The organism is Phaeobacter sp. S60 (genome assembly GCF_000826845.1).
GTDB classification, from domain to species: Bacteria; Pseudomonadota; Alphaproteobacteria; order Rhodobacterales; family Rhodobacteraceae; genus Phaeobacter; species Phaeobacter piscinae.
Map to the genome: position 1 here is coordinate 1 of NZ_JSWJ01000040.1, position 23,855 is coordinate 23,855.

17 protein-coding genes and 1 tRNA gene are annotated in these 23,855 nt (G+C 58.3%); 4 read left to right on the top strand and 14 right to left on the bottom strand.

The genetic code is table 11. The annotated features are described in order from the left end of the window. Window positions 1-86: 86 nt before the first annotated feature. From fusA to rpsL, 3 genes are read right to left on the bottom strand one after another with little or no spacing between them, the layout of a single operon-like run. Window positions 87-2,207, bottom strand: a complete 2,121-nt coding sequence (gene fusA / locus OO25_RS21610; protein ID WP_040173605.1) for an elongation factor G — start codon at window positions 2,205-2,207, stop codon at window positions 87-89. Between the two features lie 18 nt (window positions 2,208-2,225). Further along, window positions 2,226-2,696: a 30S ribosomal protein S7 gene (rpsG, locus tag OO25_RS21615; RefSeq protein WP_014876015.1), complete on the bottom strand. Its 471-nt coding sequence runs from the start codon at window positions 2,694-2,696 to the stop codon at window positions 2,226-2,228. Window positions 2,697-2,711: 15 nt separating this feature from the next. Then, a complete protein-coding gene (rpsL, locus tag OO25_RS21620; protein WP_005621086.1) occupies window positions 2,712-3,083 on the bottom strand; it encodes a 30S ribosomal protein S12 in 372 nt (123 codons plus the stop codon). Window positions 3,084-3,497: 414 nt separating this feature from the next. Between rpsL and OO25_RS21625 the strand changes: the two genes are divergently transcribed. Next, on the top strand, window positions 3,498-4,274 hold the full coding sequence (locus tag OO25_RS21625; RefSeq protein ID WP_040182874.1) for a putative rhamnosyl transferase: 777 nt from the start codon (window positions 3,498-3,500) through the stop codon (window positions 4,272-4,274). Between the two features lie 6 nt (window positions 4,275-4,280). On the opposite strand, the gene OO25_RS21630 is transcribed toward OO25_RS21625, so the two are convergent. From OO25_RS21630 to rplK, 8 genes are all read right to left on the bottom strand, one after another. Further along, a complete protein-coding gene (locus OO25_RS21630; RefSeq protein ID WP_139044819.1) occupies window positions 4,281-5,183 on the bottom strand; it encodes a DMT family transporter in 903 nt (300 codons plus the stop codon). After that, window positions 5,180-6,004, bottom strand: a complete 825-nt coding sequence (locus OO25_RS21635) for a glycosyltransferase (protein WP_040182883.1) — start codon at window positions 6,002-6,004, stop codon at window positions 5,180-5,182. Before OO25_RS21635 ends, OO25_RS21630 begins: the two co-directional genes overlap by 4 nt. Window positions 6,005-6,733: 729 nt before the next feature. Next, a complete protein-coding gene (rpoC, locus tag OO25_RS21640) occupies window positions 6,734-10,975 on the bottom strand; it encodes a DNA-directed RNA polymerase subunit beta' (protein ID WP_040173586.1) in 4,242 nt (1,413 codons plus the stop codon). Between the two features lie 51 nt (window positions 10,976-11,026). Beyond that, complete coding sequence (gene rpoB, locus OO25_RS21645) at window positions 11,027-15,163, bottom strand: DNA-directed RNA polymerase subunit beta (RefSeq protein WP_040182876.1); 4,137 nt, start codon at window positions 15,161-15,163, stop codon at window positions 11,027-11,029. A 274-nt stretch (window positions 15,164-15,437) separates the two neighbouring features. Then, on the bottom strand, window positions 15,438-15,812 hold the full coding sequence (gene rplL / locus OO25_RS21650; RefSeq protein ID WP_040173581.1) for a 50S ribosomal protein L7/L12: 375 nt from the start codon (window positions 15,810-15,812) through the stop codon (window positions 15,438-15,440). An 81-nt stretch (window positions 15,813-15,893) separates the two neighbouring features. Next, entirely contained in the window at window positions 15,894-16,412 is a 519-nt protein-coding gene (rplJ, locus tag OO25_RS21655) for a 50S ribosomal protein L10 (protein WP_040173578.1), read from the bottom strand. Between the two features lie 446 nt (window positions 16,413-16,858). Continuing rightward, entirely contained in the window at window positions 16,859-17,557 is a 699-nt protein-coding gene (rplA, locus tag OO25_RS21660) for a 50S ribosomal protein L1 (protein WP_014878906.1), read from the bottom strand. A gap of 1 nt (window position 17,558) precedes the next feature. Continuing rightward, window positions 17,559-17,984, bottom strand: coding sequence for a 50S ribosomal protein L11 (rplK, locus tag OO25_RS21665; protein WP_024095809.1), 426 nt, complete (start codon window positions 17,982-17,984; stop codon window positions 17,559-17,561). A gap of 287 nt (window positions 17,985-18,271) precedes the next feature. Between rplK and OO25_RS21670 the strand changes: the two genes are divergently transcribed. Then, a complete protein-coding gene (locus tag OO25_RS21670; protein WP_052465765.1) occupies window positions 18,272-18,700 on the top strand; it encodes a RidA family protein in 429 nt (142 codons plus the stop codon). Window positions 18,701-18,833: 133 nt separating this feature from the next. On the opposite strand, the gene nusG is transcribed toward OO25_RS21670, so the two are convergent. Next, a complete protein-coding gene (nusG, locus tag OO25_RS21675; protein ID WP_014876030.1) occupies window positions 18,834-19,367 on the bottom strand; it encodes a transcription termination/antitermination protein NusG in 534 nt (177 codons plus the stop codon). Between the two features lie 244 nt (window positions 19,368-19,611). Next, complete coding sequence (gene secE / locus OO25_RS21680) at window positions 19,612-19,809, bottom strand: preprotein translocase subunit SecE (RefSeq protein ID WP_008560174.1); 198 nt, start codon at window positions 19,807-19,809, stop codon at window positions 19,612-19,614. 325 nt (window positions 19,810-20,134) lie between these two features. On the opposite strand from secE, the gene OO25_RS21685 reads away from it, so the two are divergent. Then, a complete protein-coding gene (locus OO25_RS21685; RefSeq protein WP_040182877.1) occupies window positions 20,135-22,327 on the top strand; it encodes a tetratricopeptide repeat protein in 2,193 nt (730 codons plus the stop codon). Window positions 22,328-22,494: 167 nt separating this feature from the next. Here OO25_RS21685 and OO25_RS21690 read toward each other — a convergent pair. Beyond that, window positions 22,495-22,570: transfer RNA gene (locus OO25_RS21690), tRNA-Trp, on the bottom strand. A gap of 152 nt (window positions 22,571-22,722) precedes the next feature. On the opposite strand from OO25_RS21690, the gene OO25_RS21695 reads away from it, so the two are divergent. Further along, window positions 22,723-23,433 (top strand): lysophospholipid acyltransferase family protein, encoded by a 711-nt coding sequence (locus tag OO25_RS21695; RefSeq protein WP_040182879.1) that lies wholly within the window; start codon window positions 22,723-22,725, stop codon window positions 23,431-23,433. The last annotated feature ends 422 nt before the right edge of the window (window positions 23,434-23,855 follow it).

The following is a 23,855-nucleotide window of genomic DNA, read 5'->3' on the forward strand; positions in this document are numbered from 1 at the left end:
TCAAACTTTTCCTTAGCCATGAGAGGCCTCCTTTTCGTGTTGAGAAGGGCACGCGCCGTGGCGCGAACCCCTCAATATCTGTTCGCTTATGCGAATTTTGCCTGGATCTCGTCAGAGATGTTCTGCGGAACCGGATCGTAGTGATCGAACTGCATGGTGAACTGGGCGCGGCCCGAGCTCATCGAACGCAGGGTGTTGATGTAGCCGAACATGTTCGCCAGCGGCACAAATGCGTCGATCGCAATTGCGTTGCCGCGGGGCTCCTGGCCGGTCACCTGACCACGACGCGAGGTCAAATCGCCGATGATGCCACCGGTGTAATCCTCAGGTGTGATAACTTCCACCTTCATGATCGGTTCCAGCATCTTGGCGCCAGCTTTGCGCATGCCTTCACGCATACACATACGTGCTGCGATTTCGAAGGCCAGAACGCTGGAGTCAACGTCGTGGAACTTACCGTCGATCAGAGCAACCTTGAAGTCGATCACGGGGAAGCCAGCCAGCGGGCCGCTATCCATGACGGACTGGACGCCCTTTTCAACACCCGGGATGTATTCCTTCGGAACCGCACCACCAACGATGCGGGATTCGAAGGAATAACCTTCGCCAGGCTCTGTCGGCGAGATGATCATCTTCACTTCAGCGAACTGACCCGAACCACCCGACTGTTTCTTGTGGGTGTAGGTGTGTTCGACTTCGTGACCGATGGTCTCACGGTAAGCAACCTGCGGCGCACCGATGTTGGCTTCGACCTTGAATTCACGCTTCAGACGGTCAACCAGGATGTCCAGGTGAAGTTCGCCCATGCCCTTCATGATGGTCTGACCAGACTCGATGTCGGTCTCCACGCGGAAGGACGGATCTTCGGCAGCAAGACGCTGCAGACCCTGGGACATTTTCTCCTGGTCAGCCTTGGTTTTCGGCTCAACCGCGATCTCGATCACCGGATCGGGGAAGGTCATGGTTTCCAGAACCACAGGATCGTTGACGGCGCAAAGCGTGTCACCGGTTGTGGTGTCTTTCAGACCTGCCAGCGCGATGATGTCGCCTGCAAAGGCTTCCGTGATTTCCTCACGGTCATTGGAGTGCATCATCATCATCCGGCCAACGCGCTCTTTACGACCTTTGGTCGAGTTCAGCAACGTGTCGCCCTTGTTCAGCACACCGGAGTAGATCCGGGTGAAGGTCAGCGAGCCAACAAAGGGGTCGTTCATGATTTTGAACGCCAGCCCCGAGAACGCCATGTCGTCGTCCGCACGGCGGGCAATATCACGGGTTTCGGTTTCATCACCGGGCTTAAAGCCCATGTAATCGACAACATCCAGCGGGCTGGGCAGATAGTCGATGACAGCGTTGAGCAGCGGCTGAACACCCTTGTTCTTGAACGCGGAACCACCCAGAACCGGAACAAAAGCCAGCTCCAGAGTCCCTTTGCGCAGCAGCGCGCGCAGGGTAGCGACGTCCGGCTCAGCACCGTCCATCAGGTAGTTTTCCATCGCAGCGTCGTCCATTTCGACGGCCGCTTCGATCATCTTACCGCGCCATTCGTCGGCCATGTCTTTCAGGCTGTCACGGATCGGTGCTTTGATCCACGACGCGCCAAGGTCTTCACCCTGCCACAGCCATTCTTCCATGTTGACCAGATCAACCAGGCCTTCCAGCTCGGTCTCTGCGCCGATCGGAATACCAACCGGAACCGCGCGGGCGCCAGTACGGTCTTCGATCATGTTGACGCAGTTGAAGAAGTCAGCGCCGATTTTGTCCATCTTGTTGACGAACACCATACGCGGAACCTTGTAGCGGTCAGCCTGACGCCACACGGTTTCTGTCTGGGGTTCAACACCAGCGTTGGCGTCCAGAACGCAGACAGCACCGTCGAGAACCGCCAGCGAACGCTCAACTTCAATGGTGAAGTCAACGTGGCCGGGGGTGTCGATGATGTTCAGGCGGTGCTTGGGCGAGTCAGCAGTTTCACCGTCTTCGGTGCGTTCCCAGAACGTGGTGGTCGCAGCCGAGGTGATGGTGATGCCGCGTTCCTGCTCCTGCTCCATCCAGTCCATGGTGGCTGCACCATCGTGCACCTCACCGATGTTGTGGGATTTGCCGGTGTAATACAGGATGCGCTCGGAGCAGGTGGTTTTACCTGCATCGATGTGCGCCATGATACCGAAGTTACGGTATAGTTCGAGCGGATATTCGCGTGCCATAGGTTTGGGTCCCCTAGCTTACCAGCGATAATGGGAGAAGGCTTTGTTGGCCTCTGCCATCTTGTGGGTGTCTTCGCGCTTCTTCACGGCGGTACCGCGGGACTGAACAGCGTCCAGCAGCTCACCGGCGAGGCGTTCTTCCATGGTGTTTTCGTTGCGCGCGCGGGCCGCTTTGATCAGCCAGCGGATCGCCAGGGCTTCGCGGCGCTCGGGGCGCACTTCAACGGGCACCTGGTAGGTTGCACCACCCACACGACGCGAGCGCACTTCGACGGAAGGCTTCACGTTGTCCAGGGCTTCGTGGAACACTTCCACGGGGGCACGTTTGATTTTCGATTCAACGCGGTCGAATGCGTTGTAAACGATGCTTTCTGCGACCGATTTTTTACCATCGATCATCAGGTTGTTCATGAATTTGGTCAGAACGCGGTCGCCAAACTTGGCGTCGGGCAGAACTTCGCGTTTCTCAGCAGCGTGACGGCGAGACATTTATCAATATCCTTCTTACTTAGGACGCTTCGCGCCGTACTTGGAGCGGCGTTGCTTACGGTCTTTGACGCCCTGGGTATCCAGAACACCACGCAGGATGTGGTAACGGACACCGGGAAGGTCTTTTACACGGCCGCCACGGATCAGAACCACGGAGTGCTCCTGAAGGTTGTGGCTTTCACCCGGGATGTAGGAGATCACTTCGAAACCGTTGGTCAGGCGAACCTTCGCAACTTTCCGCATAGCGGAGTTCGGTTTCTTCGGTGTGGTGGTATACACACGGGTGCAGACGCCGCGCTTTTGCGGGCACTGTTCCAGGTGCATGGACTTAGAGCGTTTTACTTTCGGCTGCCGCGGCTTGCGGATCAGCTGTTGGATCGTTGGCATTCCGGTTCTTTCCCCGTCTCAACAACACATGTGTCATGCACGTCCTTGAACGTACGGCTAAATTCGTCGCACTTACGCGTCCGCAAGCGCAAAAACCGCAATCGTTTCCATTCCGAGGTAAACGACGCGGTGGGTTTACAGAGGATCCGCACAAATAGGCGCACGAGATCTTGGGCCACTTAGATTTTGATATCGGCTTTTGGGGCGACCCCCGGGTGCCGGATAGGCGGGCGTATATGGGGAGTCGCGGGGGATGTCAACAGCGGCCCCGGCGCGCACGACACCGACAGACATGACCAACGCCGGGTCGAGACCGGTGCGAGCGCCTTGCTTGTTTGTGCAACCAGCGCAGTGCATAGTCCCATGCAACCAGTCGGCCCAAATCAGAGGCCGTGGATGTGAGGGTGTACCGCGATGCAGGTCATAGGTCTATGCCGGTTTTCCTACCCGGCCATCGGCGGCTTTCAGGTGGAACATGACAGTCTGGAGGCGCGGATCGCCTATCTCTATGCAGAGGCGCGCCTGGAGGAGCGGTTTCAGCTGATGGAGCGGGTCGCCCTGCCCTGCCTGCGCGCCCAGACCGATCCGGATTTCACGCTGGTGATTGTCATCGGCGACAGCCTGCCCGCGGTACATGTCGCGCGACTGCGCGCGTTGACAGCGGATATGCCGCAGGTGCAGATCCGCGCCCTGCCCCCTGGCCCGCACCGGAAGGTGATGAAACAGGTGCTGAATGACGCCCGCCATGATTCCCGTGCCCCCTGTTTGCAGTTTCGCCATGATGACGATGATGCGGTGTCAGTCGATTTTGTTGAACGGCTGCGACAGACCGCTCAGGACTGCCAGCTGCTGATCGCCCGAAACCAAACCCTCGCGATTGATTTCTGCAAGGGGTTCACCGCCCGGTTCCAGCCGGATGGGATTTATGCAGCTGAGGTTCACCGCCCCTATTTTGTTGCCGCAATGGGGATGTATGTGGCGGGGGGCTGCGGACAAAGCATCATGAACTTCGCCCACCACAAGATTGCCCGTTTCATGCCCAGCATCACGATCCCGGATGCGCCAATGTTCGTGCGTACACTCAATGCCTCCAATGATTCCCGACAGAAGGGCGCCAAGGAGCCTGAGTTGACCCGTCTTACCCCGGAGCAAGAGGGCGAATTCGAGGCGCGCTTTGCGATCACGAGGTAAGCCGCGTTATTCCGGCGGCGACAGGTCAGGCACGGCGGCACGGCGCGGGCGCTCACGCAACAGGCTGAAAACGCCCGCAGCGACGACAATGGCCGCCCCGATAAGGGTGAGCGTATCAGGCCAGCTGTCAAACATCAGCCACCCCAAGAGCAGCGCCCAAAGCAGGCCCGTGTAGCGAAACGGCGAGACCGCCGCCACGTCCCCCACCCGCATCACCATCACTGAAAACAGATAGCCGACAAAGATGCAGCCCGCTGCCAATAGCAGGATCAGCGTGGTCGGCAGGGTCAGCGGCTGCCATGTCTCCTGTAGGCCAAGCCCGAGGCCAAACACCAAAACCGACACAGCCGCCATCAATGTAACCGTCAGCGACGGCACCGCCGCCGAAATGCGCCGGGTAAAGAGATCACGGGCCGTTACGCAGAGAACAGCCGCAAGCGCATAGCCGGTGCCGGTATCAAATCCCTCAGTGCCGGGGCGCACGATCAGCAACATGCCGAGGAACCCCGCACCGATGGCTGTGGCCCGTCGCCAGCCGACCTGCTCTCCGAACAGCAGCACGGCCGCCAGCGTCACCGTCAGCGGCAGCATCTGCAAAATGGCTGTCACATTTGCGATCGGCAGGGTGAGCAGTGCGCTAAGAAAGAAATAGGTGGTGGCAATCTCAGCAAGGCTGCGCCCGGCAACCAGGGCCCAGTCGCGCCGCGTCAGAGACAGACGCAGGCCGCCATAACTCCGCGCCAGCGCATAAATCAGTAGGCTGACCGCAACACCGCGCACCACAAGGATCTGCGAAAGCGGCAGGCTTTGCCCGGCAAGTTTGACCATCCCGTCATTAAGGGTGAAGCCAGCCATACTGCCCACCATCAACAGCGCGCCCAGCTGATTGCCTGTCAGCCGAGAGATCACGGCAACACGTCCCGGAGTTGATCGGGGGTCAGGGCGAAATGGCGGTCCAGCGCTGTGGTAATTTCTGCTTCGGACATCTTATGTGTGATCCCCATTTGCGCCGGGCGGGATTTGTTGTCGCCATGAATGGTGCGCAGGAAGCCGGGCGTCGAGATGTCAGAATATGTGTTCCAATGCTGCGCGTAGCGGCGGTGATTATACCGATATGGATTGTCGCGATACTCAACTGGCGCCACAAGCGCCGCCCCCACCGACAAAGGCGCCTTCTCACAGGCGTCAAAAATGTCATCCGTCGCACCATCCGGCCCCTGCGTGCGCCGCAGGTAAAGGCCGCGGTTGTTGGCTAGGATAAAAGGCGTATCGCCGCTCTGCAGAGGGATCATTCCCATCGCAAGGCGGCGATTGCGGGCGACATAGTCCAGATCCACCGCATCGTCATCATCCAGCCGGAACATCAGCCGATGCGTCGCACCATCAAGCGGGACCGCATTGTAACCCTGCTTCAGCATTCGATAATGGGCACCGGGGCCGACGGGCATCAGGGTGATATTGGAAGCAGGTTCCAGCAGACGCGCAAGGCGCTCCAGATAGATCTCCGGCATATCCTCAGCGGTGAGGACGATCAGATGAAACCCCTGATCGCTCTGCCGCAACAGGGACCGCAGACACAGGCGTTCGAACACCCGAAACCGCAGCTCCATCCGCTCTGATGCAAAGAGATGGGCAGCCGTGTCCTCAAGGGTCGCGAACCGTTCGGAATAATAGGTCGGGGTCAGCACGGAAAAGCGCACAAGGCCGACAATGCTGAGTTTGATATCCATATCCAAGCGCCCCCAATCGCAGCCCGGACGGACCGGGCGGTGTTGAGCGCAAAAGATCATTCCCAAGGCTCGTTGGAAAGATCGTAAATCGCCCCGCCCCGAGACAGCGCGGGCGGCCCACAACCGAATCCGCTGCACCGAAAAACGTGATGTCCGCAAATCGCGTTGGTCCGCTTCGAGCCCAATGTCACCGATGCTGCAGGATGAATGAATGTCTGAAAACTCAGTGCAACAAGTGAATATCTAGCTGCCTGCTCTTTGATGGCGTGCGATGAACACAAAAGCCATAGGAAGACTTGTACACAACCAAACGCCAAAATCTGCAAAATCAGATTCCATAAAACCGACCGCACCTAAGCCAACGAAAAAGGCAATCGCGAAAACAACAAAACACGCAAGTGTTCGTAGGTCAATCTGCGACTTGCTTAGATGTTTCTCTCCGAAAACGAGACGGTCAGTTACACGCACACACCAACCTAAAGCGTTCCAAATTGTGTACATTGCTCATTGCTCACGAAGACTGATTTATGCTGACGAAAATGGCACGAGTGTTTGCTTGAGCGCAACCGAGGCAGGCAAGGTCAAAGTCTCAAAGCTGCCGTCGGCGCAGCTGCAGCGAAATCACACTTCGTCCCGGGAGCGGGCCATCATGGTTTGCGGACACCTCCAAACAAAAGCCCCCCGCAACATCAGTTGCGAGGGGCTGTTTTCATTTCAGATCAGCGTGGATCAGTCGCGGCTCTCTGGGGTTTCCACCAGATTGTCGAGGCTATCCTCGGTGGCGACGTCATCCATCGACGGGGCAGCCAGTGCGGCGGCGGCTTCTGCCTCCTCGCGGCGTGCGTCAAGGACGACATTGTCACGCGACTGGGCGATGTTGCGCACCCGCTGGGTGGCGCCACCGGTACCGGCCGGGATCAGGCGACCCACGATGACGTTCTCTTTCAGGCCAACCAGCTTGTCCTTCTTGCCCTGTACCGATGCTTCGGTGAGGACACGGGTGGTCTCCTGGAAGGAAGCCGCCGAGATGAAGGAGCGGGTCTGCAGCGATGCCTTGGTGATACCCAAGAGGATCGGCTCGCCCTGAGCAGGACGCTTGCCACGGGCCAGCGCCTTCTCGTTGGCGGTGTCGAACTCCTGCTTGTCCACATGCTCACCTTTCAGCAGCGTTGTGTCACCGGAGTCGGAGATCTCCCACTTCTGCAGCATCTGGCGAACGATCACCTCGATGTGCTTGTCGTTGATCTTCACACCCTGCAGGCGATAGACGTCCTGAACCTCGTCGATCATGTAGTTGGCCAGAGCCTCGACACCCATGATGGACAGGATGTCATGCGGCGCCGGGTTACCGTCCATGATGTAGTCACCCTTCTGGACGAAGTCACCTTCCTGAACCGGAATGTGCTTGCCCTTGGGCACCATGTATTCGACGGGCTCCATCGACTCATCAGCAGGCTCGATCGAGATGCGGCGCTTGTTCTTGTAGTCGCGGCCAAAGCGCACGTAACCATCGATTTCGGCGATGATCGCATGATCCTTGGGACGACGGGCCTCGAACAATTCCGCAACCCGCGGCAGACCACCGGTGATGTCCTTGGTCTTGGCGCCTTCGCGCGGGATACGCGCGACAACGTCACCTGCCATGATCTGCTGGCCTTCTTCGACCGACAGGATGGCGTCCACGGACATCGGATAGGTCAGCGGGTTGCCCGCATCGCTGCGCACCGGCTCGCCATCGCCATCCACCAGGATGATTTCCGGCTTGAGGTCAGAGCCCTTGGGAGCCGCACGCCAGTCGATCACGATCTTCTGGGTCATGCCAGTGGCTTCGTCGGTCTCATCCCGCACAGCGATACCGGAGACCAGGTCCACATATTTTGCGGTACCGGGTTTCTCGGCGATGATCGGCAGGGTGTAGGGATCCCATTCGAACAGCTTGTCGCCACGGGCCACGGTCTGACCTTCCTTGACGAACAGTTTGGAGCCGTAACCCAGCTTGTGGCTGGCGCGCTCTTCCCCGTGCTCATCCTGAATGATCAGCTTCATGTTCCGCCCAACAACCAGGGTCTCGCCGTTTGCGTTTTCCAGGGTCTGCGGCATCTCGAAGACGATCTTGCCCTCTTGCGAGGCTTCGAGGAAGGACTGCTGGCCACCCTGAGCAACGCCGCCGATGTGGAAGGTCCGCATCGTCAGCTGTGTACCGGGTTCACCGATCGACTGCGCGGCGATGATGCCGACAGCTTCACCGGTGTTCACCTGCGTACCACGGGCCAGGTCACGGCCATAGCACTGGGCGCAAACGCCTTCTTCGGCCTCACAGGTCAGCGGCGAGCGGATACGGGTCGACTGAACACCGGCCTCTTCCACTGCATCTGCCATGCGCTCGTCGATCAGCTGGCCAACGGCCACGATGATCTCCTCGGTGCCCGGCTTCTTGATATCCTCAGCCGCAACACGGCCCAGAATACGCTCGCCAAGCGACGCCACAACCTCACCGTCGTTGACCGCTGCCTCAGCAGTGATCGCGGCCTCGGTGCCACAGTCACGATCGCGCACGATGCAATCCTGTGCCACGTCAACCAGACGACGGGTCAGGTAACCCGAGTTCGCAGTCTTCAGAGCGGTATCCGACAGACCCTTACGGGCACCGTGTGTCGAGTTGAAGTACTCGAGAACGGTCAGACCTTCTTTAAAGTTCGAGATGATCGGGGTCTCGATGATGTCGCCATTCGGCTTCGCCATCAGGCCGCGCATCCCGCCCAGCTGTTTCATCTGGGTGACCGAGCCACGCGCACCGGAGTGAGCCATCATGTAAACCGAGTTCGGTTCCATCACGGCGCCAGCCTCGTTGCGCTTGTCTGCGGAGATGGTGCCCATCATCGCATCGGTGACTTTGTCGTTACACTTCGACCAGGCATCGACAACTTTGTTGTACTTTTCACCCTGAGTGATCAGGCCGTCCATGTACTGCTGTTCGAAATCCTTCACCTGATCGCGGGTCTCATCGACCAGCGTCCATTTGGTGTCGGGGATCACCATGTCGTCCTTGCCGAACGAAATGCCCGCCTTGAACGCTTCACGGAAGCCCATGGTCATGATCTGATCACAGAAGATCACGGACTCTTTCTGACCGCAGTAACGGTAGACGGTGTCAATGACCTGCTGAACCTCTTTCTTCCGCAGAAGACGGTTGACCAGCTCAAACGGTGCCTTGACGTTTTTCGGCAGCAACGCGCCCAGACGGACCCGGCCCGGGGTGGTCTCAAAACGCTTGAGAACCTCGTTGCCTTCTTCGTCGATCTGAGTGATCCGCGCTGTGATCTTGGTGTGCAGGTGCACTTCGCCGGCGTCCAGCGCGTGCTGAACCTCGTCGATGGTCCCAAAGATCTTGCCTTCACCGGGCATGCCTTCACGTTCCAGGGTCACATAGTAGAGACCCAGGATCATATCCTGCGAAGGAACGATGATCGGCGCGCCGTTGGCGGGCGACAGAACGTTGTTCGTGGACATCATCAGAACGCGCGCTTCCAGCTGGGCCTCAAGGCTCAGCGGAACGTGAACCGCCATCTGGTCACCGTCGAAGTCCGCGTTGAACGCCGAGCAGACCAGCGGGTGCAGCTGAATAGCTTTACCTTCGATCAGCGTGGGTTCAAACGCCTGAATGCCAAGACGGTGAAGCGTCGGCGCACGGTTCAGCATCACCGGATGTTCGCGAATAACCTCATCGAGGATATCCCACACTTCGGGGCGCTCTTTTTCGACCAGCTTCTTCGCCTGCTTCACGGTGGAGGACAGACCTTTGGCCTCCAGACGCGAGTAGATGAAGGGCTTGAACAGTTCGAGCGCCATCTTTTTCGGTAGACCGCATTGGTGCAGCTTCAGCTCGGGGCCGGTCACAATGACCGAACGACCGGAGAAGTCGACCCGCTTACCCAAAAGGTTCTGACGGAAGCGACCCTGCTTACCTTTCAGCATGTCGGACAGCGATTTCAGCGGACGCTTGTTGGCGCCCGTGATCACGCGGCCACGACGGCCGTTGTCGAACAGCGCGTCCACGGATTCCTGCAACATCCGCTTTTCGTTGCGGACGATGATGTCGGGTGCGCGCAGCTCAATCAGGCGCTTCAGACGGTTGTTCCGGTTGATGACACGACGATAGAGATCGTTCAGGTCGGAGGTCGCGAAACGGCCCCCGTCCAGCGGCACCAGCGGGCGCAGTTCCGGCGGGATCACGGGAATGACGGTCATGACCATCCATTCCGGGCGGTTGCCGGATTCCAGGAAGCTCTCAACCACTTTCAGGCGTTTGATGATCTTCTTGGGCTTCAGCTCGCCTGTGGCTTCGGCCAGCTCTGCGCGCAGATGCTCGGCTTCGGCTTCCAGATCAATCGCGGCCAGCATTTCACGGATCGCTTCAGCGCCGATGTTGGCGGTGAAGGCGTCCATGCCGAACTGGTCTTGGGCGTCCATGTATTCTTCTTCGGTCATCATCTGGCCGTAGGTGAGGTCGGTCAGACCCGGCTCGATGACAACGTAGTTTTCAAAATACAGAACCCGCTCCAGATCGCGAAGAGTCATGTCCAGCATCAGGCCGATGCGCGACGGCAGCGACTTGAGAAACCAGATATGCGCAACCGGCGACGCCAGTTCGATATGGCCCATCCGCTCGCGGCGGACCTTTTGCAGGGTGACTTCGACACCGCATTTTTCGCAGACAACGCCGCGATACTTCATGCGCTTATATTTGCCGCAAAGACATTCGTAGTCTTTGATCGGGCCAAAGATACGCGCGCAGAACAGACCGTCACGTTCGGGTTTGAACGTCCGATAGTTGATGGTTTCCGGCTTTTTGATCTCGCCGTAGGACCACGACAGGATCCGCTCGGGCGATGCCAGCGACACCTTGATCTCATCAAAGACCTTCGGCGGCGTGAGCGGGTTGAACGGATTATTCGTCAGTTCCTGGTTCATTTTGATACCTCAAATTCGTGCAGAAAGGAGAGAAAGCAAGGGCCGAGGCCCTTACTCCTCACCCTCTGCATCCAGGAGTTCCATATTCAGGCCGAGGCCACGGACTTCTTTCACCAGAACGTTAAACGATTCCGGTACGCCCGCTTCAAAGTTGTCCTCGCCCTTGACGATCGATTCATAGACCTTGGTCCGGCCTGCAACGTCATCCGATTTCACGGTGAGCATCTCCTGCAGGGTGTAGGCGGCGCCATAAGCTTCCAGAGCCCAGACTTCCATCTCACCAAAGCGCTGACCACCGAACTGCGCCTTACCACCCAGCGGCTGCTGAGTAACGAGGGAGTACGGGCCGGTCGAGCGCGCGTGGATCTTGTCGTCGACCAGGTGGTGCAGTTTCAGCAGGTATTTGATGCCAACGGTCACAGGACGGGCAAACTGCTCGCCGGTGCGGCCATCAAACAGGATGGATTGACCGGAGGTGTCAAAGCCAGCGCGCACCAGAGCGTCGTTGACGTCGGCCTCTTTGGCGCCGTCAAAGACTGGTGTTGCGATCGGCACACCACGGGTCACATTGCCTGCGGCCTCAACCAGATCGGTCTCGGTCATGTCGGCAATACCTTCACCGTAGACATCGTCACCATAGGCATGATGCATCGCTTCGCGAACCGGGGTCAGATCGCCCGAACGACGGTACTCCTGCAGCGCATCGTCAACTTTGATGCCTAGACCGCGTGCGGCCCAACCCATGTGGGTCTCCAGAATCTGACCAACGTTCATCCGCGACGGAACGCCAAGCGGGTTCAGACAGAAATCGACCGGGGTACCATCAGCGAGGAACGGCATGTCCTCCATCGGCACCACTTTCGAGATCACACCTTTGTTCCCGTGACGGCCGGCCATCTTGTCGCCCGGCTGAAGCTTGCGCTTTACCGCGATGAAGACTTTGACCATCTTCATCACGCCCGGCGGCAGATCATCGCCGCGACGCACTTTCTCGACCTTGTCTTCAAAACGGGCATCCAGAGCACGTTTCTGTGCTTCGTACTGCTCGTTCAGGGCCTCGACAACCTGTGCGCTCTGCTCGTCTTCAAGCGCCAGCATCCACCACTGACCGCGGCTGAGTGTGTCCAGCAGCTCCTCGGTGATTTCAGAACCAGCCTTGATGCCTTTGGGGCCTTTGACAGCGGTTTTACCCAGCAGCATGCCGCGCAGACGCGCATAGATGTTGCGGTCCAGAATGCCCATCTCGTCGTCCCGGTCACGGGCCAGACGCTCGACTTCTTCACGCTCGATCTGCAGCGCACGCTCGTCTTTTTCGACGCCGTGACGGTTGAAGACACGCACCTCAACCACAGTCCCGTAGTCACCCGGCTTCACGCGCAGCGAAGTGTCGCGCACGTCAGATGCTTTTTCACCAAAGATGGCGCGCAGCAGCTTTTCTTCCGGAGTCATCGGGCTTTCGCCCTTGGGTGTGATCTTACCGACGAGGATATCGCCCGGTTCCACATCCGCACCGATGTAAACAATGCCCGCCTCATCGAGGTTGCGCAGCGCTTCTTCACCGACGTTCGGAATGTCGCGGGTGATCTCTTCCGGCCCAAGCTTGGTATCACGGGCGGCGACTTCGAATTCCTCGATGTGGATCGAGGTGAAGACGTCGTCACGCGCGATGCGTTCGGAGATCAGGATGGAGTCTTCGTAGTTGTAGCCATTCCAGGGCATGAAGGCCACGACGACGTTTTTACCCAGAGCCAGTTCACCCATATCGGTGGACGGACCGTCGGCAATCACTTCGCCCTTGCGGACTTCCTGGCCTACTTTCACCAGCGGACGCTGGTTGATGCAGGTGTTCTGGTTCGAACGCTGGAACTTGCGCATGCGGTAAATGTCCACACCCGCATCACCCATTTCGAGGTCAGAGGTCGCACGGATCACGATACGCTGTGCGTCGATCTGGTCGATGATACCGCCGCGCTTGGCCATGATGGCCGCGCCGGAATCCCGTGCCACGATCTCTTCGATGCCGGTGCCGACCAGCGGTGCCTCTGCGCGCAGCAGCGGAACCGCCTGACGTTGCATGTTCGAGCCCATCAGAGCCCGGTTCGCATCGTCATTCTCCAGGAACGGGATCAGCGAGGCCGCAACGGAGACCAACTGCTTGGGCGAGACGTCGATCAGGTCAACGCTTTCACGCGGAGCCAGAGTATAATCGCCCGACTGACGGGTCGAAACCAGATCGTTTATGAACTTGCCATCTTCGTCCAGTGTCGCGTTCGCCTGCGCCACAGTGTGACGCATTTCTTCTGTCGCGGACATGTAGTGGACTTCGTCGGTCACCTTCGCCTCGTTGACGACACGGTAAGGTGTTTCGATGAAACCGTACTTGTTCACGCGGGCAAAGGTCGCCAGCGAGTTGATCAGACCAATGTTCGGGCCTTCCGGTGTCTCAATCGGGCACATCCGACCATAGTGGGTCGGGTGAACGTCGCGCACCTCAAAGCCAGCACGCTCACGGGTCAGACCGCCAGGCCCAAGCGCCGAGAGGCGACGCTTGTGCGTCACTTCGGAGAGCGGGTTGGTTTGGTCCATGAACTGAGACAGCTGCGAGGAGCCGAAGAATTCACGAACAGCCGCAGCAGCCGGTTTTGCGTTGATCAGATCCTGCGGCATGACGGTGTCGATCTCAACGGAGGACATCCGTTCCTTGATCGCACGTTCCATGCGCAGAAGGCCGACGCGGTACTGGTTTTCCATCAGCTCGCCAACGGAGCGCACACGACGGTTACCAAGGTGGTCGATGTCGTCGATGTCGCCCTTGCCGTCGCGCAGCTCAACCAGCGCCTTGATGCAGGAGATGATGTCTTCTTTGCGAAGGGTCCGCTGAGTGTCCTCAGCATCCAGAGCAAGGCGCATGTTCATCTTCACACGGCCAACGGCGGAGAGGTCATAGCGCTCGGAATCGAAGAACAGCGTGTCAAACAGCGCGGAGGCTGCTTCGACGGTCGGCGGCTCACCCGGGCGCATGACGCGGTAGATATCCATGAGCGCGGTGTCGCGACCCATGTTCTTATCCTGCGCCATGGTGTTGCGCATGTAGGGGCCGACGTTGATGTTGTCGATGTCCAGAACCGGGATGTCGGTGATACCGGCATCGATCAGTTCCTTGACAGTCCCACCAATCAACTCGCCGCCTTTGTCGTACTCAAGAGTCAGCTCATCGCCGGCCTCGACATAGATGGCGCCGTTTTCTTCGTTGATGATATCCTTGGCGACAAATTTGCCAACGATATGCTCAAACGGCACCAGAAGGTCGGTGATGTTGCCTTCGTCGATCATCTTCTTGACGGCGCGCGGCGTGACCTTCTTGCCTGCTTCGGCAAAGATCTCACCAGTGGCTGCGTCAACCAGATCATAGGTCGGACGGGTGCCGCGCACGCGCTCGGGGAAGAACGGCGTGACCCAGCCACGGCTCTTCTCAAGCTTGAAGTTCACGGTGTTGTAATAGGCATCCATGATGCCTTCCTGATCGAGACCCAGAGCATACAGCAGGGTTGTCACAGGCAGTTTGCGGCGACGGTCGATACGCGCAAAGACGATGTCCTTGGCGTCAAATTCGAAGTCCAGCCAGGAGCCGCGATACGGGATGATGCGGCAGGCAAACAGCAGCTTACCCGAAGAATGCGTCTTGCCCTTGTCGTGATCAAAGAACACGCCCGGCGAACGGTGCATCTGGGATACGATCACACGCTCGGTGCCGTTGACCACAAAGGTGCCGTTTGGCGTCATCAGGGGCATGTCGCCCATGTAGACGTCCTGTTCTTTGATGTCCTTCACCGACTTGGCGCCGGTATCTTCGTCCACATCAAAGACGATCAGACGCAATGTGACCTTCAGCGGAGCCGAGTAGGTCATGTCGCGCTGCATGCATTCCTCGACGTCGTACTTCGGACGCTCGAAGGAATATTTCACGAATTCCAGAACCGACGTCTCATTAAAGTCCTTGATCGGGAATACCGACTGGAACACGCCCATGATGCCTTCGCCGTCGAGCGGCTGTTCTGCATCACCAGAGCGCAGGAAGAGGTCGTAAGAAGATTTCTGGACCTCGATGAGGTTCGGCATGTCCAGGACTTCGCGGATTTTACCGTAGTATTTGCGAAGACGTTTCTGGCCAAGGAACGATTGAGCCATGTCAGATGTCACCTTTCCAATTCTCACTGAGCAAGGATGCCGCCGGGCCCCGGCACCTTACTCATACGAGACAGCGTGTTCGGATCAATTCATGACCACCTTCCCGAATGGTGGCCTCCCGATCCTTTGAACCTCGCCTGAAAAAACGCCCGTAAATTTGGGCCCTTTCTAAGACAGGTTCGGCTGGACCCGGTTTTCACCGGGCCCAGCCAAATTTCCGGGATGTTCAGAGGGTGCCGAAACCGACCCCCAGTGTTGTCCCGTATCGCGTAGCTTAGGCCAGCTCGACTTCGGCGCCAGCTGCTTCCAGCTTGCCTTTGATGTCTTCTGCTTCGGCTTTGTCCACGCCTTCTTTGATCTTGCCGCCAGCTTCGACCAGCTCTTTGGCTTCTTTCAGGCCAAGACCGGTGATGCCGCGAACTTCTTTGATCACGTTGATTTTGGACGAACCAGCGTTTTTCAGAACGACGTCAAATTCGGTCTTTTCTTCTTCCGCTGCGCCACCGGCGTCGCCGCCAGCTGCCATGACAACTGCGCCGCCAGCTGCGGGCTCGATGCCATACTCATCCTTCAGGATGGTTTTCAGTTCTTGTGCTTCAAGCAGGGTCAGACCAACGATGTCTTCTGCCAGTTTCTTCAGATCAGCCATTTTATCAGCTCTTTCCGTTTACAGTGTGTGTGTTCCAACGTGCGGGCTGATGCCCGACGCCAGTCATTCAGTGCCAACCGCTTACGCAGCTTCCGCCTTCTCTTCGATGGTCGAAAGGATGCTTGCGATGTTGCTTGCAGGTGCGCCAATCGCACCGGCGATGTTGGAAGCAGGTGCGCCGAGCATGCCTGCGATCTGAGCAATAAGCTCGTCGCGCGAAGGCATTTTCGACACGGCTTCAACGCCGGCACGGTCAAGAGCGTTCTCGCCCATTGCACCGCCAAGGATTTCGAACTTTTTGTTCTCCTTGGCGAAGCCCTCGGCCACCTTGGCTGCTGCCACGGGGTCCTCGGAATAGGTCAGAACGGTCATCCCTGTCAGCAGGTCAGACATGCTTTCACACGGCTTACCCTCGAGGGCGATTTTGGCGAGCCTGTTCTTGGCAACACGCACGGAGCTCCCGGCGTCGCTTGCGCGCGCCCGCAGATCCTGCATCTCTGCAACTGTCAGACCGGTGTAGTGGGCTACGACCACCACGCCAGAGCTTTCGAAGATCTGGCCGAGTTCCTCGACCACTCTCTCTTTCTGGGCTCTATCCACAGTTCTCTCCAAGTTTAGGGACACTTTCGCATCCCGGCTCATTGATGTGCCGAACATTGCTGTCCGGCGTTCAAGTCCGTTTTAACGGGGTGAGCCAAAATCACCCGAGGGTAGGAATTCCCTCGATCCTTTGGTCGTTCCCGTCTCAGGAGGGAAATTAAGACCCGATCGACAGGCCACCCACCATCTTGGACGAAATGAAATAAAGCGCACGACGAATCGCACGCTTTATCTCGCGGTCGTAGTTAGTCCCATTTTAGGGGTTTTCCAAGGGCAAAATTGCCTCAGGGCCCAACAGGGGCGGGATCAGCCGAAATCCTGGCAAGGACAGCCCCGAAATGCAAAACCGGGGACCCCTGCAAGGGACCCCCGGTCTATCGCTGATGGATACGATCTACGGCAGAGCGACATAGCGCACCACCAAACTATCGTCCCGCCTGCCGAGATTACTCGGTAACGGCGGTTTCCACGTCAACAGTGACGCCCGGACCCATGGTGGAGGACAGAGCGATTTTCTTCATATAGGCGCCTTTGGCACCAGCCGGCTTGGCCTTGGCCACTGCCGAGATGAACGCCTTGACGTTCTCGATCAGCTTGGCCTCGTCGAAGGACGCTTTGCCGACGCCTGCGTGGACAACGCCGCCTTTTTCAGCCTTGAACTGAACTTCGCCACCTTTGGCTGCTTCCACGGCTGCTTTCACGTCCATGGTCACGGTGCCAACCTTGGGGTTCGGCATCAGGTTGCGAGGGCCAAGCACTTTGCCCAGACGGCCGACGATCGGCATCATGTCCGGGGTTGCAATGCAGCGATCAAAATCGATGGTGCCGCCCTGGATGGTTTCCATCAGGTCTTCTGCACCGACGATGTCCGCGCCAGCTTCTTTGGCTTCGTCAGCTTTCGCGCCACGGGCGAAAACAGCAACACGCATGTCTTTGCCGGTGCCGTTGGGCAGACCGATAACGCCGCGAACCATCTGGTCTGCGTGACGGGTGTCAACGCCGAGGTTCAGGGCGATTTCGATGGTTTCATCAAATTTTGCGTTTGCGTTCGCCTTGATCAGAGCGACCGCTTCTTCCACCGACAGGTTGTCCTTGCCAGCGAAAGCTTCGCGCGCAGCGCGGGTCCGTTTACCGAGCTTAGCCATCTTACTTCACCTCGATGCCCATGGAGCGGGCAGAGCCCAGGATGATCTGCATTGCGGCGTCGATATCGTTCGCGTTCAGATCTTTCATTTTCGCTTCGGCGATTTCTTTCACCTGAGCGACGCTGACGGTGCCAACGGTTTCACGCGACGGGTTGTTCGCGCCGGATTTCACCTTGGCGGCCTTCTTCAGGTAGTAAGACGCGGGCGGCGTCTTGATGTCCATGGTGAAGGACTTGTCCTGATAGTAGGTGATCACGGTCGGGCACGGCGCACCGGGCTCCATGTCTGCAGTCTTGGCGTTGAACGCCTTGCAGAATTCCATGATGTTAATGCCGCGCTGACCCAGTGCCGGACCGACCGGCGGGGATGGGTTTGCCTTACCGGCGGGCACTTGCAGCTTCATTGTGCCAACAAGCTTCTTAGCCATTTGGTTTTCCTTTCAACGAGGACAGGACGCGTCCTACCCGGAGAGTGTTGCGTGGTCCGATGTCAGGATCGCGATCCCTTGATCTCCCACGAGAGAATCTCGCCCGGAGGCGATAGAGGCGGCGTTTATAGGGGAATGCGGGGGTTGGCAAGTGGGGGAGCGGGACAAAACCATGTCAGCTTTGAGCCGATAGCAAATCTCAAAATCACACCAAATCTAATCCGAATGACCGCAAAGGAGTTGGCTGATAGCCTCGTGGAGAATACCAAAAAGTTGAGGACTACCAGATGAAAAAAAGGGTAAATATAAACAGCGATAACGTTTGGCGAAGTGTTGATTATCCCATGAATCAAGCGGTCGTTGAACCAGATGGGCGTCGCATCCATCTCTCCGGACAAGTTGCGTGGGACGCGGACTTCAACGCTCTGCACTTGGGGGATGCTGCGTCGCAAACAAAGGCGGCTTTCGAAAATATTAACAAGGTCTTGGCGGCCGCTGGCGGAAAGTTGGACGATATCGTTACGCTTACAACGTACTACGTTCGCGAGCAGGATAAGGAGTTAATCACCGAGGCGCGCCGCTCCATTCTGAATAGAGAATTCGGACCTGCGACAACCGGCATTCAGGTCGCAAAAATCTGGAATGATGACCTACTTGTCGAAGTGGTTGCGACAGCCGTCATACCTGAAGAACGTTTCCGAAAACTCGACGAATAGACTGGTCGTGGGTCGTTCACCATCAATCCGGCGTTTATCGGACCGTTATGTCGACACAGCCGCCGTTCAAAACAAAACGCCGCGAGCTTGAGGCTTCGCGGCGTTCTATTTGAATTCGGTTAGAATGAGCCAATCACCCCTGCTTGGTCACCTGGGTGAAGTCCAGCTCCACCGGGGTTTCCCGGCCAAAGATGGACACGGTAACCTTGAGCTTTTGATTGTCGTCGTCGACGCCTTCGACCATGCCGTCGAAATCTTCGAACGGACCGTCGTTGACTTTGACTTTCTCACCAACCTCGAAGGAAATGAGCGTGCGCGGTGCCTCTTCGCCTTCCTGGACGCGGCCGAGGATGCCCTGCACCTCTGCGTCGCGCATCGGCATCGGGCGACCTTGCGGGCCGAGGAAGCCAGTCACACGGTTGATCGAGGAAATCAGGTGGTAGCCACGATCGGACATTTCCATATGCACCAGCACATAGCCGGGCATGAAACGACGCTCGGTCGAAACCTTCTTGCCGCGGCGGATCTCGATCACCTCTTCGGTGGGGACCAGAACCTCGTCGATCTCATCCTCAAGGCCCTGTTCTGCGACCGACGTGCGGATCTGCTCTGCGATTTTCTTTTCGAAGTTCGAAAGAACGCTGACCGAATACCACCGTTTCGCCATGAACCTGATCGTCCTTGTGTCTCTTGGCCGACAAGACTGTCGTGCCGCTGCTGAAATAAGATACAGCCTCTCAGGGCTGCCCTCTAACAAAAAGCGGCGCGCGACACGAATCGCCACACGCCTACGTCAGAGTTACGCGCTCACCTATCGCCCCGGGAGTCCAAGATCAAGAGGAGAGCCGTCAATTGCAATGACCCAACCGCCTGTGTCGCAACACTGCGCAACGGAGGGTCGTCAGGCTGAGTTAGCCGAACATGCCCAAGATGCCCTCAAGCCCAAAGCGGATCAGAATGTCCACAATGGCAAAGAACACGGCCGTAAGCGCCGCCATGACGAACACCATCACGGTGGTCAGCAGCACCTCACGGCGGGTCGGCCATACGACCTTGGAAACTTCGGCGCGAACCTGCTGGATGAACTGGACGGGGTTGGTGGTGGCCATGAGGCGGGATTCTCTCTGCTAGCAATCAAGCAGCGATTTAACCGCAGACCATGGCAATTTCAAGCCCCGCTGGAGATCGCGCACCGGCAGCTGGGGTCCAATGTCTGTTTGACAAGCACCAGACCGTTGCCCGTCAGGATACCGCTGCTCTTGACCTGCCGACCGGCCGCCTTACCACGCCTCTAGGAAATCGGCGCTCCAACCGGCGTCAGTGCAGTCAATTCTATCTTAATTTTCGAGAGGCATAAACATCGACACTGGGAAGCGCGGATGCCACCACATTACGCCCTGCCCGTTACCGAGCGCGATTATGAGATAGGATTCCATGACCCTCGCAAAGAATGACCCACAGGCAACCGGCCTGAGCCACACCACCCCAGTAGGGGCCGCCACCCAGCGCGAAGCGCAGGCGACCCCACCGCTGACCATGCAGATTTCAGGCAAGCTTTCCGGCCGCGGCACCCGACTGCCACAGCAAAAAGACATCAAGCTGGACCCAGAACTGCAGGAGCAACTGACCGCGCTGTTTCAGCACGGGCAATATCAGCAAGCTGCCACCCAATGTGCCGAGTTGCTCAACAGCCATCGCAAATCTGCATTCCTCTGGGAGCTTCTGGGGCGCTGCCACCTAGCCCAGACGGCGCTAGATGAAGCTGCGACATGTTTGAACAAGGCCTGTGAGCTGAATCCAACCTCTGCCACGACTTTCGCAGCGATGGGCGATGTCTATCGCCTACAGAATCGATCCGAAGACGCAGTCGCGCTTTATAGAAAGGCACTGGCGCTCGATTCGACCTGTTTGCCTGCGCTTAATAATCTAGGCAACACTCTGCTGGATCAGGATCGCATCATCGAAGCAGACCAGTGCTTTGCTAATGCGATTGATCAGGCGCCAGATAATGCGCAGTTGCTCTACAACCGCGCCAATATCCAGCGTCAGCTTGGCAATCTGGGTATCGCGCGCGATCTTTATGGACAGGCTGCACGATTTGCGCCGGGTTTCTTGGAGGCCCGCTATAATCTCGCCCAGCTTACCGGCATGGCTGGCGACCGGGTTGAGGCGATACGCAATCTGGAACAGATCCTGCTGGCCCGCCCAAACGATGATCGTGCCCGCGCCCAGAAGCTGCGCCTGATGGCAGATCTCTGTGACTGGCGCTGGCTGGATGAATATCAGGATCACCGCCGCCATCTGGGACTGCGCGGCTCCGCCTGTGCGCCGCAGGCTCAGATTGGCCTCGAGGACAATCCCGACCTCCTGCGCATCCGGATGCAGGCCCATGCCAGCGCCGGGTTGCAGGCGGACCCGGCGCCGCAATGCCCAAGGGCAGAAACCCGGCCCCAGCAGCTTCGTGTCGGCTATTTTGTCAGCTCAGCTCAGGATTTGGACGCACTGCGCCTGCTCGACAGCCTGCTGGCCCGCCATGATCAGAGCCGATTCTCCCTATATGTCTACACCGCCAGCGCGCCACGCGCTGATCTGGTCGGCGTCCTGCACCGCGACATTCGCGGACTATCGCCCACCACGATCAAGACGCAGGCCGTGGCAGACCAGCTGGATATTGCGATTGATCTGACCAGCTACACCCATGAGGCTGACGCGACCGTATTCTCGGCCCGGATTGCACCGGTGCAGGTTGCCATGCCAGGCTTCCCCGGCACCATGGGCACCCCCACCTACGACTATATTCTCGGGGATGCGATCACCTGCCCGCCCGGCAGTGAACGGTATTTCGAGGAACATCTGATCCGCTTGCCGCACAGCTACCTGAGTATTTCAGGCCCGCAGGATCTCTCTGGACATCAGTTCAGCCGTCGCGACTGCGGCCTGCCCGATGAGGCATTTGTGTTCTGTAGTTTCACCGCCAGCCACGCGGTAACCCCGCGTGAGTTCGATATCTGGATGCGCCTGCTGACCAAGATCGATGGCAGCGTGCTCTGGCTGGCGGACTACGCTGAGGAGGCACAGGCAGCGCTACGCACGGCGGCAGGCGATCGCTCCGTCGACCCGAGCCGCCTAATCTTTGCCGCCCCCTGCACCGGTGAAGAGCGGATGGCCCGCAGCATGGTTGCAGATCTCTTCCTCGATAGCTTTACCCTTAATGCCGGCCCAGCCGCCCGCGATGCGTTGGTTGCCGGGCTGCCCGTGCTGACAATGGCTGGCCGCCAGTTCGCTGCCCGCACCACCGCCAGTCTGCTGGCTGCTGCCCATATGGAGGAGCTGGTTACAACCACCCCCCAGGCCTATGAGGCGCGGGCGCAGACGCTAGCCGGAGATCGCGACCAGCTGATGGCGCTGCGCAGCAAACTGCGTCTGATGCAATCTAAGGCCCCTCTATTCGATACGGCGCGCTATATGCAGGATCTGGAGCGCGGGTTGGACATTGTGTTTGCACGGCATTGCGACGCCCTACCGCCTCAACACGTGGCGGTCCCGGCCGAGGATCCCCTGCCCAAACCACCCGTCGACAGGTTCTCCCACGGGAAAGTGGCCGTGCCGCCCATTCACGCGGCTTGATCACTGTATAAGTAAACCAACGCATTTGCCCTCGCTGCCCGAACAAGGCGGCGGGGGCATCCCGCGTGGATGCAGATCACTACCGCAGCCGTCTGCCCGCGATAGCACAGACAACAACTGATTGAGATCATCACGCAGCTGCCTGCGAGGTTGGAAAGTTTGGAAAATGGCAGGGGCATCAGGGTTCGAACCCGAGACCTACGGTTTTGGAGACCGTCGCTCTACCAACTGAGCTATACCCCTACGATGCGGCAGTTCCTAAGCCAGGGATGCGCCGCTGGCAAGAGGGAAATCGACGAAATCCCCCTGATTTCCGCGTCTCAGCCCGGGATGGCTGGTCCCGGCTGCCAGGCTCCAGTATGACAGGGCAAAGGATCCAGAAGAAAGAGCCCAGAGTGAGCCTGCGTAAGAAAATCGCCGACAGCCCGAAGGTGAATCGCGCCGTCGAGGCCCTATTGGCCGGCTATGTGCGATTCGCCTATCGAACCTCACGCTGGGAGCGTCGCGGATTTGAGGAGATGGATGCCTGCGTCGCCTCAGGGGAACCCGTGATCTTCGTGCTCTGGCACCAGCGGCTGATCATGGCCCCCTATCTGTTTGACACCTCTCTGGGCCGCATTTGTGCGCTGACCTCCGCCGCCCGTGCCGGGCGGCTGGCCGGACAGATTCTCGTCCGTCTGGGATTTGAGACCATCCCGATGTCCAGTCACAAACGCCACGTCGCCCTATCCCGCGAAGTGCTGCGCCGCACCAAAGAAGGCTGTTCCATCGGCATCGCCGCTGATGGCCCCAGAGGACCGGCTCGTATATCCTCCGGCGTGCCGATGACGTGGGCGCGGATGACCGGATGCCGTGTGTTCACCGTCGCTTTTGCAGAGCGGAAAGTGATCAAGCTGCCGACGTGGGATCAGCAAATGCTGCCCCTGCCATTTTCACATGGTGTTCTCCTCTGTCAGGAATGGACAGAGGAAGTGCCGAAGAAGCCAACCGATGAGCAAGTGGAAACGTTGCGACTGAGCCTGCAGGCCTCACTGGATGCCATCACCAATGCGGCCGATACGGCGGTCGGGCGCGACGGTGAGGGGCAGAAGAACCCGGCAGGTTAGTTAATGCGTTTTTCGCCGCAGTTTCGATTCGTGGATTGATCACCGATACGCAGAGTATTCTTTGATCTCCGCCCACCGCCCCGAAGACCGCGCGGTTTGTGGACCTGCTTTCCTGCACTACCAGCAAGGTTCGGAAAAAGGCGTCCTCTGACGACACCAACCATGCCTTGGCAGAAAACCCCGTAACGCAGGTGTTCATGAAAGCCATAAGAGAAAACTCGACCGCTTTACCGTCTCGCTCAGGTAACTAATCGGCCTCTGCTCCGCCGACCTCAGCCCATAGAAAAAAGGCCGCCCCAGTTGGAGCGGCCTTTCTATCATCTCACCGGTGCGGGCTCTCATTGATTTTGCTGGGCAAAACCAACTGCCGCCACAGGCCAGAGTTTCCGTTGGAAACTCGACCTTACTCAGTGATTTTCGAC